11 protein-coding genes are annotated in these 14,496 nt (G+C 41.9%); 10 read left to right on the top strand and 1 reads right to left on the bottom strand.

Translation table 11 applies throughout. The annotated features are described in order from the left end of the window. The first annotated feature begins 67 nt into the window (after positions 1-67). From H6G76_RS05475 to H6G76_RS05430, 10 genes are all read left to right on the top strand, one after another. Positions 68-1,381 (top strand): CmpA/NrtA family ABC transporter substrate-binding protein, encoded by a 1,314-nt coding sequence (locus tag H6G76_RS05475; RefSeq protein ID WP_190696603.1) that lies wholly within the window; start codon positions 68-70, stop codon positions 1,379-1,381. 69 nt (positions 1,382-1,450) lie between these two features. Further along, positions 1,451-2,290, top strand: a complete 840-nt coding sequence (gene ntrB, locus H6G76_RS05470) for a nitrate ABC transporter permease (protein ID WP_190696601.1) — start codon at positions 1,451-1,453, stop codon at positions 2,288-2,290. Positions 2,291-2,429: 139 nt separating this feature from the next. Beyond that, positions 2,430-4,415 carry a nitrate ABC transporter ATP-binding protein gene (locus H6G76_RS05465; RefSeq protein WP_190696598.1) on the top strand — a complete coding sequence of 662 codons (1,986 nt, stop codon included), beginning with the start codon at positions 2,430-2,432 and terminating at the stop codon, positions 4,413-4,415. Positions 4,416-4,500: 85 nt separating this feature from the next. Continuing rightward, positions 4,501-5,331, top strand: coding sequence for a nitrate ABC transporter ATP-binding protein (locus H6G76_RS05460; protein ID WP_190696595.1), 831 nt, complete (start codon positions 4,501-4,503; stop codon positions 5,329-5,331). Positions 5,332-5,505: 174 nt separating this feature from the next. Continuing rightward, the gene (locus H6G76_RS05455) at positions 5,506-7,005 is read left to right on the top strand and encodes a NarK family nitrate/nitrite MFS transporter (protein WP_190696592.1); all 1,500 of its coding nucleotides are present in this window, start codon (positions 5,506-5,508) and stop codon (positions 7,003-7,005) included. Positions 7,006-7,224: 219 nt separating this feature from the next. Continuing rightward, on the top strand, positions 7,225-9,456 hold the full coding sequence (locus tag H6G76_RS05450; protein WP_190696589.1) for a molybdopterin oxidoreductase family protein: 2,232 nt from the start codon (positions 7,225-7,227) through the stop codon (positions 9,454-9,456). 217 nt (positions 9,457-9,673) lie between these two features. After that, entirely contained in the window at positions 9,674-10,132 is a 459-nt protein-coding gene (locus H6G76_RS05445) for a phosphate-starvation-inducible PsiE family protein (RefSeq protein WP_190696586.1), read from the top strand. 93 nt (positions 10,133-10,225) lie between these two features. Then, positions 10,226-10,678 carry a nitrate reductase associated protein gene (locus H6G76_RS05440; protein ID WP_190697251.1) on the top strand — a complete coding sequence of 151 codons (453 nt, stop codon included), beginning with the start codon at positions 10,226-10,228 and terminating at the stop codon, positions 10,676-10,678. Positions 10,679-10,770: 92 nt separating this feature from the next. Then, complete coding sequence (locus H6G76_RS05435; RefSeq protein ID WP_190696583.1) at positions 10,771-11,370, top strand: DJ-1/PfpI family protein; 600 nt, start codon at positions 10,771-10,773, stop codon at positions 11,368-11,370. Positions 11,371-11,768: 398 nt separating this feature from the next. Next, entirely contained in the window at positions 11,769-13,148 is a 1,380-nt protein-coding gene (locus tag H6G76_RS05430) for a PrsW family glutamic-type intramembrane protease (RefSeq protein WP_190696580.1), read from the top strand. A gap of 595 nt (positions 13,149-13,743) precedes the next feature. Here H6G76_RS05430 and H6G76_RS05425 read toward each other — a convergent pair. After that, positions 13,744-14,388: a hypothetical protein gene (locus tag H6G76_RS05425; RefSeq protein ID WP_190696576.1), complete on the bottom strand. Its 645-nt coding sequence runs from the start codon at positions 14,386-14,388 to the stop codon at positions 13,744-13,746. Positions 14,389-14,496: the final 108 nt, after the last annotated feature.

Raw genomic sequence — 14,496 nt, 5'->3', positions numbered from 1 at the left:
CTAGCCTCTAACCCCTAGCCTCTAGCCCCTCACCAGTGCATAACAACAAATAACAAAGGACAAATTAATGACCAATCTTTCCCGTAGAAAATTCATTTTCACCACTGGTGCAGCAGCAGCAGCTTCTATTGTTGCTCATGGTTGTTCCAGCAATACAACTTCCAATGGCGGGAATGCACCATCCGCAGCACCAGTAGCCAATGTCACCTCTGCTAATGCTCCCAAAGTAGAGACAACCAAAGCCAAGCTAGGATTTATTGCACTCACCGATTCTGCTCCTTTAATTATTGCTAAAGAAAAAGGTTTCTTTGCCAAATACGGCATGACCGATGTCGAAGTTATCAAGCAAAAATCTTGGCCTGTCACCCGCGATAACTTGAAAATTGGTTCTGCTGGCGGTGGTATTGATGGCGCACACATCCTCAGCCCTATGCCTTATCTGATGACCATCAAAGATAAAGTGCCGATGTATCTCTTGGCGCGATTAAATACCAATGGTCAGGCTATCTCTGTTGCGAATAAGTTCAAAGAACTCAAAGTCAATTTGCAAAGCAAAGCACTTAAAGATGCTGCAAATCAAGCCAAAGCTGATAAAAAATCCTTGAAAGCCGGGATCACCTTTCCAGGCGGTACTCACGATTTATGGATGCGCTATTGGTTAGCGGCTGGCGGTATCAACCCAGATCAAGATATGGTTTTGGAACCTGTACCACCACCACAAATGGTTGCCAACATGAAAGTGAATACAATCGATGCTTTCTGTGTGGGTGAACCTTGGAATGCTCAATTGGTCAGCCAAAAAATCGGTTATTCAGCCCTAGTTACAGGTGAGTTATGGAAAGACCATCCTGAAAAAGCCTTTGCGATGCGACAAGATTGGGTTGATAAAAATCCCAACGCTGCACAAGCAATATTGATGGCAATTCTAGAAGCGCAACAATGGTGCGACAAGGCAGAAAACAAAGAAGAAATGTGCAAAATCTGTGCTGACCGCAAATATTTTAACGTTGCCGCCGCAGATATTATTGAGAGGGCGAAAGGCAATATTGACTATGGCGATGGCCGTACTGAAAAAGAATACCCATATAGGATGAAATTCTGGGCTGATAATGCTTCTTATCCCTACAAGAGCCATGACATTTGGTTCTTAACTGAAGATATTCGCTGGGGCTATCTGCCAAAAGATACCAAAGTTAAAGAAATTGTTGACCAAGTGAATAAAGAAGACCTATGGAAGAAAGCTGCTAAGGCTATTGGTGTACCTGATGCTCAAATACCTACCAGCAGTTCTCGTGGCGTGGAAACTTTCTTTGATGGTGTCAAATTCGATCCAGAAAAGCCAGAAGAATATTTGCAATCTTTGAAAATTAAGAAAGTCTAATTTTGTCCGCCTTTCCCAACTATCATAACCAAATTTAGTACCACTTTATTACCACGGAATAATAAAACAATGGCAGCTGTTCTAGGAAATCGTACATTCAGAAAAAAGCCACAAAAGGCTATTAATAAATTTATTACTCAAAAAGTTGTGCCACCTTTGGTTGCACTAGCTATTTTTCTAATTATTTGGCAATTACTTTGTTTGAACCCTGGTTTTAAGTTACCTGGGCCAATAGAAACATTTTCTGAAACATTTGACCCTTTTATTATTCACCCATTTTTTGATAATGGCGAAAGTGATAAGGGTTTGGGTTGGCAAATACTCAGCAGTTTAGGAAGGGTTGGTTTAGGTTTTTCATTAGCAACAATTGTCGGCATTACATTAGGGATTTTAATTGGTGCAAATCAATTTATTTACAACGCGGTAGATCCGATATTTCAAGTATTGCGAACTGTACCGCCCCTAGCATGGCTACCAATTTCTTTAGCAGCATTTCAACAAGCTAATCCTTCAGCGATTTTCGTGATTTTTATCACGTCAATTTGGCCGATTATTATTAATACAACCGTGGGTGTGCAGCAAATTCCGCAAGACTATGTGAATGTGGCTAGAGTTTTAAAACTGAAAGGGCCAAAGTATTTCTTTAAGATAGTTTTTCCGGCGACTGTACCTTATATTTTTACAGGGTTACGTATTGGAATTGGGTTGTCTTGGTTGGCAATTGTGGCGGCGGAGATGTTAGTTGGTGGTGTGGGTATTGGTTCGTTTATTTGGGATGCTTACAACACGACTACGGAAACTAATTTGAGTGAGATTATTTTGGCACTCATTTATGTTGGGTTGGTTGGATTACTGTTGGATAGGTTGGTCGGTTTTATTGCTAGTCAGGTGGTAGCAGAACAGAAGTAGTCAAGAGTTAGTATGCTCTATTAAACGAACCGCATAGACGCGTCAACGGCTTCCCGCAGGGTAGGGCGCGAAGAGCGCGAAGAGAGAGAAGTTTATAGAGAACGAGTATTAGAAACAAATGACAAAGGACAAATGACCAATGACTACTTTCGTTGAAGTTGACCACGTTGATAGAATATTTGACTTACCTAATGGTGGTAAATATATTGCTCTAAAGAATATTGAGTTAAAAATCCGCCAAGGTGAATTTGTTTCGTTAATTGGACATTCTGGCTGCGGTAAATCTACTTTACTTAACATCATTGCGGGTTTAGATAGAGCCAGTATTGGCGGTGTGACTCTGGAAGGTAAGGAAATTAGAGAACCTAGTCCAGACCGGATGGTGGTGTTTCAAAATTACTCGTTGCTTCCCTGGTTAACTGTGCGGGAAAATATCGCTTTGGCTGTGGATGAAGTTTATCAAAATAAGTCGAAAAGCGATCGCCTGTCTATCATCGAAGAGCATATCGATATGGTAGGCTTGCGTCTAGCAGCGAAGAAACGTCCCAGTGAGTTATCTGGGGGGATGAAACAACGAGTGGCGATCGCTCGTGCTTTGGCTATTCGTCCGAAGTTGTTATTGTTAGATGAACCTTTTGGAGCTTTAGACGCGCTCACACGGGGTAGTTTACAAGAACAATTGATGAAAATCTGCAATGAGCATAACGTTACCTGTGTGATGGTAACTCATGATGTAGATGAAGCATTATTGTTGAGCGATCGCATCGTCATGCTCACCAATGGACCAGAAGCGCACATTGGTCAAATTCTCGAAGTACCAATTCCTCGCCCCCGTCAACGTTTGGAAGTCGTTAATCATCCCAGTTACTACAATCTGCGGAATGAGATGATCTACTTCCTCAACCAGCAAAAGCAAGCCAAGAAACGCAAAGCGCAGCAAACAGTCGCACCTGTGGCTGTATCTCCAAGAGGTTTAGAAAAAGTCAACCTCGAAATGGGCTTTCTACCTTTAACTGATTCTGCACCTTTAATCGTGGCTCAAGAAAAAGGCTTCTTTGCTGAATATGGTTTAGAAGTCACTCTTAGCCGTGCAGCCAATTGGAATGAAATCGCCAAAGGCGTAGCTACAGGTAGATTAGACGCAGCCCAGATGGTTGCAGGGATGCCTTTAGCACTAACTTTAGGTGCTGGTGGTAAAACACCAATTCCAGTTGTTAACGCGCTGAATCTTTCCCGGAATGCTAATGCTATCACCTTAAGCAAAAGACTGTATAGCGAAGGTGTCAGAAACCTAAGCGACCTGAAAGCCTCGATTAACGCCGCTCCCGACCAGATTTTGACATTGGGAGTTGTTCATCCTACATCCATGCAGAACTTAATTCTGCGTTATTGGTTAGCAGCTGGCGGTATCGACCCTGATAGAGATGTAAGTTTAACTGCGATCGCACCCACAGAAATGGTCGCTCAACTCAAAGCCGGAACCATTGACGGTTACTGTGCAGGCGAACCTTGGAGCCACATGGCCGTTCATGATGACGTAGGATTCATCGCAGCCACCGCCCTAGAAATTTGGTCAGGACAGCCCAAAAAAGTCTTAGGCGTGCGCGAAGACTGGGCGCAACAGTATCCAGAAACCTATCTAGCTCTCGTCAAAGCCCTGTTAGAAGCTTGCAAATACTGTGATGACCTCCGCAACCGCGAAGAAATCCTCGACTTAATTTGCCGCCCTGAATACCTCAATATCAATCCTGCATACGTCCGCCCCGGTTTCACCGATCCCTATGATCGCGGCGATGGTACAGAACCCCAATCACTCACAGCCTACAACCAGTTTTACCTCAACAAAACCAACTATCCCAACCGCACCGAAATCTTATGGATGGTAACTCAACTATCACGTTGGGGCTTAACACCCTTCCCGAAAAACTGGGTAGAAGTTATCGAAAGAGTTTGTCGTGCAGACATATTTGGTGCAGCCGCCCGTGACCTCGGCTTACTCGATACTGGCTATGACGACCCAATTCACCTATTCGACGGTAAAGTTTTTAACCCCTCAGAACCCCTAGAATACCTCAAAAGCTTAGAAATCAAGAGATATATCCGTATAGAAGAAGTATTTATTTAGTCATTAGTCATTTGTCATTCGTCCTTTGTAACTCTCCGCACCTCTGCGCCTCTGCGTGAAAAAATAATAAATTCGGAAACATATCATGCAATTAGTAAATAAAACTCTCCAACAACCACAAACCAAAGCAGATAACTTCCTCGTCATCGAAGGCGTAAGCAAAATTTACCCCACCCCCGAAGGCCCTTACACCGTCCTCGATGGCATCGACCTCAAAGTTCGTGAAGGCGAATTTGTCTGCTTAATTGGTCACTCTGGCTGCGGTAAATCAACTCTCCTCAACATGATTTCCGGGTTCAACACACCCACCGATGGCGTTGTCATGCTGCAAGACCAACCCATCACCGAACCAGGCCCAGACCGGATGATGGTATTTCAAAACTACTGCTTACTCCCTTGGCTAAGTGTTTTTGAGAACGTTTATTTAGCTGTCGATTCCGTATTTCCCAAAAAGCCTCAAGCAGAAAAACGCGCCATTGTTAGAGAACACTTAGCAATGGTGGGACTGACAGAAGCCGCAGATAAAAAACCAAGTCAAATTTCTGGGGGGATGAAACAGCGAGTTGCGATCGCACGCGCCCTTTCCATTCGTCCCAAAGTCTTGATTCTGGATGAACCCTTCGGTGCGTTAGACGCAATCACCAAAGAAGAATTACAAGAAGAACTACTGCAAATCTGGAGTGACCATCAAGTTACCGTCCTGATGATTACCCACGACATTGATGAGGCACTTTTCCTAGCCGACAGAGTGGTGATGATGACCAATGGCCCAGCCGCTCAAATCGGTGAAGTTTTAGAGATTCCCTTCGCGCGTCCCCGCAACCGTCGCCGCATTATGGAAGACCCCGAATATTACAACCTGCGGAACTACGCTTTAGATTTCCTCTATCGTCGGTTTGCTCATGATGAAGAGTAGTCAATAGTCAAGAGTCTATGACTTACGTATAAATCCTCTCAAACTCCGATTTCTTTGTGTCCTACCCTGCGGGAAGCCGCTGACGCGTCTATGCGGTTCGTTTTTCTTTTTGTCATTTGTAACTCTCACCCCTACACCCTTACACCCTCAAACCCCTATACCCCTGCAACTAGAATGCTCAAAAATTTATTTTCATTTAGGGATCGTTATCGCATCTTACATCAGACTTGGTTTGCCTTTTTTCTCACCTTTGTCTGTTGGTTTAATTTTGCTCCGTTTGCTACTACGATTGGTAAACAGCTACATTTAGCACCTGAGCAAATTAAAACTTTAGGAATCTGCAACTTAGCTTTAACGATTCCAGCACGCCTAATTATTGGGATGCTATTAGACCGTTTCGGCCCCAGGATTACCTATTCGATATTGTTGATGTTTGCGGCTGTTCCTTGTCTAGCTACCGCCCTATCACAGGACTTTAACCAACTAGTCATCAGCCGCTTGTTAATGGGAATTGTCGGTTCTGGGTTTGTCGTCGGTATCCGTATGGTAGCTGAATGGTTCCCGCCGAAGGAAATGGGAAGCGCACAGGGTATTTACGGCGGTTGGGGTAACTTTGGGGCTTTTGGTGCAGAATTTGCCTTACCGATGCTTGCTGTGGCTACTAGCTTTATGGCTGGTGGTGCTTCTAACTGGCGGTTGGCGATCGCTCTTACTGGTATCATTGCCGCTATCTATGGCGTAATTTATTTCAACACGGTTCAAGATACGCCTGCGGGCAAAGTCTACAAGCGTCCTAAGAAAAATGGTGCGTTAGAAGTTACCAGCGTCAAAAGTTTTTGGGCGATGATTGTTTCCAATTTTGGTTTGATATTTGCCCTCGGTTTATTAGCTTGGCGGTTAGAACAAAAGAATATTCACTTTTTGAATCTGACGCAAATGTATTTAGTTTGGTCAGTATTAGCAGGGTTGTTTGCTTACCAAACTTACAGAGCTTACGAAGTTAACAAAGAACTATTAATTGGCAAGAAAACTTACACTCCAGCCCAGCGATATAACTTCAGCCAAGTTGCAATACTTGAATTGACTTACGTAACTAACTTCGGTTCAGAATTAGCAGCTGTTTCTATGCTGCCAGCCTTCTTTGAAAAAACCTTTGGTTTAGAACACGTAGTTGCAGGTATGATTGCGGCAACCTATCCATTTCTAAACTTGTTTTCTCGTCCTAGCGGTGGCGTAATTTCTGATAAATTTGGTTCTCGCAAATGGACAATGACCATTATTTCTGCTGGCATTGGTGTTGGCTATTTAATGGCACATTTTATTAATAGTAGCTGGCCGATTGGGCTGGCGATCGCAGTAACTATGTTTTGTGCCTACTTTGCCCAAGCTGGCTGCGGTGCAACTTACGGTATTGTCCCCCTGATCAAAAAAGAAGCCACCGGACAAATTGCTGGCAACGTTGGAGCTTACGGTAATTTTGGCGGTGTAGTTTACCTGACAATTTTTAGCTTAACCGATGCACCAACGCTATTTTCCACAATGGGTATAGCCGCAATGATTTGTGCTTTTATGTGTGCTTTCTTCCTCAAAGAACCTCAAGGTTCCTTTGCGGGTGCGGCTGAAGAATCACCAGAATCTTCAACTCAAAACTCTGTAATTTTAGCTGAAGAATAAACTCGACAAATTAAGGATGAAATTAGCTAAATAATTTCATCCTTATTCTCTTATCTACTTAGCCTGCGGCAAACTGCTTCCACGTCTAAGTCTGTTTACATCAGCGTTTAATAATTATTTTCTATTACTAATTACCTAAATTGTTTTCATAAAAAACCACAGATGCACACAGATGAATTATCTGTGTCTAACCTCCAAAATAAATAGTGGTGTAGCTACATGAGCGAATTTACTAAAACTCTTTGTCCTTATTGCGGTGTTGGCTGCGGTTTAGAAGTTTCGCCGCCAGCACAACATAATAAAGCAACTAATCGAGATAGTCAGGGAAATCCGACTTGGCGGGTAAGAGGCGACAAATCTCACCCTTCTAGCCAGGGTATGGTTTGTGTAAAAGGCGCAACGATCGCTGAATCTTTAGATAAAAATAGATTACATTACCCAATGGTGCGGGACTCTTTAGACCAAGAGTTCCGGCGAGTTAGCTGGGATGAAGCTTTTGAACTCATCACTAACCAAATTCAAACTGTACGCTTCACTCAAGGGCCAGAAGCTATATGTATGTATGGTTCCGGTCAGTTTCAAACTGAAGACTATTACATTGCCCAAAAACTTTTAAAAGGTTGTCTAGGAACTAACAACTTTGATGCGAACTCACGCTTATGTATGTCCAGTGCGGTATCTGGATATATTCAAAGTTTTGGTGCTGATGGCCCGCCTTGCTGCTACGAAGATTTAGAGTTAACTGATTGTGCATTTTTAATCGGGACTAATACAGCAGAATGTCATCCCATTGTTTTTAATCGACTGGAAAAATACCACAGAAAAAACCGCAAAGTCAAAATGGTGGTAGTTGATCCTCGTCGCACACCTACCGCCGAAGCCGCAGATCTACATTTAGCAATTCGTCCCGGTACAGACATCGACTTGTTAAATGGGATCGCCCATTTATTAATGCGTTGGAACTACATCGATGTTGGATTTATCGACGACTGTACCAGCAATTTTTCAGCCTATGCGGAAGTCATTCGCCACTATCCACCGGAAGTAGCAGCGCGTCAATGCGGAATCAGTATTGAAGATTTAGAAACAGCCGCCCGTTATTGGGGTCAGTCACAACGGGTGCTGTCTTTGTGGTCGATGGGTGTCAACCAATCAAGTGAAGGTACAGCCAAGGTTAGAACTATTATTAACCTGCACTTGATGACTGGACAAATCGGTAAGCCAGGGGCGGGGCCGTTTTCATTAACAGGTCAACCGAATGCGATGGGGGGTAGAGAAGCCGGAGGTTTATCGCATTTATTACCTGGTTATCGCTTGGTGAAAAATGACCAGCATCGCGCCGAAGTAGAAGATTTTTGGGGAGTAAAGCAGGGTCAAATTTCTCCTACCCCTGGTTTGACTGCTTGGGACATGATTACAGGCTTGGAGACTAGTGATGTGGGTGTACTGTGGATTGCAGCTACTAACCCAGCTGTAAGTATGCCAGATTTGGAACGGACTAAAAAAGCATTATTGCGATCGCCTTTCACTATTTACCAAGACGCATATTACCCCACAGAAACCGCCGCTTACGCTCATGTGTTGTTACCTGCTGCCCAGTGGGGCGAAAAAACTGGCATAATGACCAATTCTGAACGCCGAGTCACTCTGTGTCAAGCATTCCGTCAACCACCAAGAGAAGCCAAAGCCGACTGGGAAATTTTCGCGGAAGTCGGACGACGGTTAGGTTTTGCCGATAAGTTTAACTTTGCTAATTCTGCCGAAGTTTATGCCGAGTTTGTTCAACTAACTAAAAATCGCCCTTGCGATATGTCGGGTCTGGGTCATGAAAAATTACAGCAACAAGGGCCAACGCAATGGCCACACACAGCACAAGGGAATGGGGAGTCGGGAATGGGAAATGGGGATAAAACATCTTCTTCCCCTACACCCTCTAACTCAAAAAGACTCTACACAGATTTACGCTTCCACACCCCCGACGGTCGGGCGCGGTTCGGGGCGTATTACTCTAAAGGTTTAGCTGAACCACCTGATCCCAATTATCCTTTTGTGTTAACTACTGGTCGGCTTTATGGACATTGGCACACGCAAACCCGTACAGGCCGCATCGAAAAAATTCGCTCGATGCACCCCGAACCATTTATAGAAATTCATCCCCGTGATGCGGCTAAGTTAGGAATTACTGATAATCAGGTGATAGAAGTGCGATCGCGTCGTGGTCAAGCTCATTTTCCCGCAAAAGTAACAAAAGCGATCGCACCTGGAACTGTATTTGTCCCTATGCACTGGGGCGCACTTTGGGCGAATAATGCCGAAGCTAATGCCCTCACTCATCCTGAATCTTGTCCAGATTCTCTGCAACCAGAATTAAAAGCTTGTGCAGTACAACTAGCACCAATCTCTCTAGAAGTTACAAGCAAAAATTATCAACTCCAGTCCTCGCAATGGTGATCTGCTTGGTATATCCTTAAACAAGAAATTGGTAATTAAGAATTAGTATTTAGTAATTCAATCAATAGACCATAGTCAATGGTGATGATTTAGAATCTTCATCATCTACTATTGATTAAAAATGAGACATAATTTTTTATGTCTTCAGGCTTGATGTGTAATTATTATCTCTACTTCATTACCAATTTATTGTTTAACTAAAACCAGGATGCAGCAGATGAAAAGGTTATTCAAAAGTATCTTAGGCATGACCAGCGATGAAGCCTTTATGCATTTCATCGAAAACATCGAGGTAATAGTTTCTAAGGTTTTATCTGTTTTAATGGTGCTAGTAATTTTGGCTGCGATCGGAGATTTAGGCGTTTTTTTAGTTAGAGAACTATTCGATACTCCTTATGGAAAATTCAATACAACATTATTTAAAATATTTGGCTTGTTTTTGAATATCTTAATTGCCTTAGAAATTTTAGAAAACATCACAGCTTATTTGCGAAAACACGTTTTTCAGGTGGAATTAGTTATTGTCACTTCTTTAATAGCCGTAGCTCGTAAAATTATTATTCTTGACTTAGAAAAGGTTTCTGGTATTGATATAATTGGGTTAGGTATTGCCATTTTAGCTTTGTCAATTAGTTATTTAATAATTCGTTCCAGTAATTCTAAAAATTCGCACTAAATGTAAAAAATTAAACTTAATAATCAAGATTTAATTTATGTATATTAAATAATTTAAAGATTTCCATATCTATACAAAGGATATTTATTTGCTATTATGACCTTCTTTGAATTTGAAGCAGATTTTGTGGATTCTCTGCGTTGTATCCCGATGCAGGTACGCTATAAGTTAGACACTTGTGGTGTAAAGCTGAAGCTATCCGATTGGCACGAAATGACTCAAGCTGAACGTCAAGCTTTAGTAGAATTGCCTTGCACTACACAAACAGAAATTGAAGCTTATCAAGAATATCTCCAACAGCTAGTTTTAGAACGGACAGGTACACCTGCATCATCATTACCTATAGAACCATATCCAGCCTGGATGGATTCTCGTGTTGTACCAGCTAACCTACAAGAAAAAGCCAAAGAGATAGATGTCAATTTAACTTTAGAAGTGTGGACGGCTTTAACGCCTTTACAGCGATTTGCCTTAATTAAACTCAGCCGTCTTAGCCATGAAAATAAAAATTTTCCCAGAGCTATGGCAGAATTTCATCTGCTTTAATTTTAGTCAAGAGTCAATAGTCAATAGTCAATAGTGCATTTACACTTAATTCTTGACCATTGACATATAGCTAAAATAGAGGATTGTAATACATGGCTGCTAAAAAAATTTTGATGCTTGTGGGCGACTATGTAGAAGACTATGAGGTGATGGTTCCCTTCCAGGCTTTGCAAATGATAGGGCATACAATTCATGCAGTTTGTCCAGATAAAAAAGCTGGCGACAAAATAAGAACCGCAGTTCATGATTTTGAAGGCGACCAAACTTATAGTGAAAAACCCGGACACAATTTCACTTTAAATGCCACTTTTGCCGATATAGATGTCAACAGCTACAATGCGTTAGTAATACCCGGAGGACGCGCGCCAGAATATATCCGCCTGAATCAAAGGGTACTAGAAATTACCCGTCACTTTGCTCAAACAAATAAACCTATTGCTGCAATCTGTCATGGGTTGCAGCTATTAGCCGCAGCTGATGTCCTCCAAGGTAAAAGCTGCACCGGTTATCCCGCCTGTAGCCCGGAGGTGCGGGCGGCTGGTGGTGTATATGTACAGGTTCCAGTAGATGAGGCTATTGTTGATGGCAACTTAGTAACAGCACCAGCTTGGCCAGCACATTCCCGTTGGTTAGCGGAATTTCTCAAAGTCCTGGGTACAAAGGTTGAACATCCTGAAGTTGCCACAGTGTGACCGAGATATTGCAGGAGGACTTAGTTTTGTAGCTTTACCCTAAAGGGTAAGGCTAGTTTGAAAAACCGCCTTCTAGGAGAGTTTAATTTAGCTTGCTATTTTATATTTTTTGAATGCTATCAAAAGTGGCAAATAATACTATCTCTGTTAAAGCATATACAACAGCTATGTATTATGATGAAAATGCTCAAGCAAATAGGCACATCAGATACACCAAGTAGCTAAAATGCTTGTCAATATTGAAATAAATAATTTTAAATTTTGCATCAGCAAATTTTGAATTCGTTAGTAGAGACTAAAGCTATAGTGGATTTAGCAATTCTGCTGTGGGTGTGGCTCAGGTTAAGCCCTACTGCCAGAATTGCTGATGAATTAGTTTGGGAAGAAACTCTAACTCGATGACAGGCAAAAACGCAAGACATAATGCATTTCTGCGGCTGGTGTCTGGTAATGCAGCAGCTTTTGGTTCAGAATCTCGTTACGCGCTACACGCTAATAAAGAGGTGGTAATTGGACGTGACCCCAGCTGTCAAGTTGTCTTGGATGCCATGATTTATCGGATGGTATCTCGTCGTCATGCTGCGGTTCGTCCCCTTTCTGCGTCGCCTGATAACCAATTTACTTGGGTAATTTGTGATTTAAATAGTGCTAATGGTACTTATCTTAATGGTCAACGTTTTTATGGGTGTCAAGAATTACAACCAGGCGATCGCATTTCTTTAGGTAGTGATGGGCCACAATTCATTTTTGAGTATGACTTGATATCTCAACCAACAATGATGACCAAACAAGTCACACCATTACCTTCAGCCGCTAACTACCAAAATCACACCCAAATTAAGCAGCCAGATTCGGTTAGTTTTACACAACTTTTTCCCATTATTTCTACTGGTAAAGATTTAACCAGTAAGGCTTATCTTGTACCAGGAGTATTAACAGTAGTTTTTGTAGTGTTAATGTTTGCTACTGTTGGTCGCCCACAAGCTAACCAAGTCATTGTTGCTACTTATATCGCCTTTGTGGTTTACTACTTTGTTTACCAACTTTGTGGTAAGCAAAAGCCTTGGTGGGTATTAATTTGTACAGCACTGACTACAGCATTAATTTTGCTCAGTCCGATTTTAGATTTATTTATCTTCGTTTTTCGTGTTGTCTTGCCAGGTAATTTACCTTCACCTCAAGATTCTACGACCTTCACAGAACTGCTTATACGTATGTTTTTTGGTGCTGGGTTGATGGAAGAATTACTTAAGGCATTACCCGTATTAGGAGCCTATTTTGTTGGGATTAATTTACCTTCGCCTTGGCGCGATCGCATCGGTGTCTGGGAACCTCTTGATGGTATCCTCCTAGGAACAGCTTCCGCTTTGGGCTTCACACTTTTGGAAACCCTGGGGCAGTATGTACCTGATATTACTCAAAATGTTAGTCAACAAGTTGGTATTGGTGCGGCTGGTCAACTAGCTGGTCTACAACTGTTAATTCCACGGATTTTAGGCTCGGTAGCGGGCCACATGGCTTACAGTGGTTATTTAGGATATTTTATTGGTTTAGCTGTCCTCAAACCTAGCAAGAGTTGGCAAATTCTCTCTATTGGTTATCTTAGTGCGTCCGCACTCCACGCTTTATGGAACGCTACAGGTTCTATCAATGCGTTGCTCTTAGTAATCGTGGGAGTTTTATCTTACGCTGTGTTGATGGCGGCAATTTTGAAGGCACGGGCATTATCACCAAACCGATCACAAAATTTTGCGACTCGCTTTCTCGGCCCCAAATAAACCTGGTTTAATCCGATGTTTGGTTGAGCAGTTACTATTGTTACTATTGGGTGTGTCTATGCCGCAACGGCAGAACCAATTCCCTGCTCCTCTACACGCCTGCGGTCTTAATGAGCAGTCTTTAAATAAATAAGCTGTAGCAATAGCCACTTTTGTTAGGACACTGGTACATGGATACAATCTGGACAGCAAAAGACTTTTAAATCTGTCACCTGTCACCTGTTACCTGTCCACTGCTATATCACTTAATCTGCCGGGCTTCTCCTGCCACCTTCTTAAACTGGGTTGGGTGAATTATTAAGTTTTTGTCTATCTTAAGATAGATTGCACTGATTTGAAAATTAACTTAAGGTGGAATTATTTTAGGGTGCTTTTACCTAAAAAAGGTAATTTAAAATATTTGAAATTTTAATACAAATACTACATAAAGTAAAACCAGTAAGCACTACAATTCCAACCAAGCCCAGAAATATGACAGGATCTGCATAGCAGTTGTACCAATATTGATATCAAATAATAATGGCGACATCTGGATTCTGACAACCTAGATGCAGAAACCAATTCTCCATCCCAAATCTAGAGTTAAATAATGGTATTAGGCTTCTGTTTGCAATTCAAGTTGTTTAAGCGCGTAGTAAGCGATCGCTACACTGAGTTTTGCTTGCTCAATTTCTGATAAACTTGTCCAATCTTTACTTTCAACGTTACTAATAATCGCGTCCAGGTTTTTTGATTCACTGCTACGCATAGCATAAGCATAGGGACGAGCAAAAACAGATAAATCATCTGCACCCCAGCTAGGTAACACAGCTTGAACACACTCTACCAGTTGCTCACCCACTGATTGTTGCGACTTAAATATTTCGGCAGCTTTTTGAGCGATCGCATCTAGCCAACCATAAGGTATCTTAGATGCAAAAGAATTGTGTAAACTTGCTTGCAGGCTATTTAAAATTGAATTATTTTTTGTATTATGTTCGTAGTTTAAATTGGTAACTTCCGACCACAAAGTATCTAACTTGCCATAAAAAGACTGCGCTCTGGTATGTAGTTCTTCTTCCAGCAAATCTTGCAGACAAAACTGCCGTTCTACTTCTGTAAAATACGCTTCGGCTTCTTCATCAGCGGGATTCCAAGGATAGGCAGCATCTTCAGATTCTAGAAGTACTTCTAGTAACTCTAATTCCACTTGTGATGTAGGATGAGCGAAGTTTTCGGATATGTGAGGTTGGTTAATCATTTTTTGGCTCCTGATTAATTCTTTATCAATATTGATTGCTACAAGTTCTAAAATAGAATTTCCGCAAAATTAATCTGATTTTGTTAATGTTGACGATTAAGTATGATC

The organism is Nostoc sp. FACHB-152 (assembly GCF_014697475.1).
In the GTDB taxonomy this organism is placed as follows: domain Bacteria; phylum Cyanobacteriota; class Cyanobacteriia; order Cyanobacteriales; family Nostocaceae; genus Nostoc_B.
The sequence above is the reverse complement of the archived record's forward strand: the minus strand, read 5'-3'. Positions and strand labels throughout refer to the sequence as shown.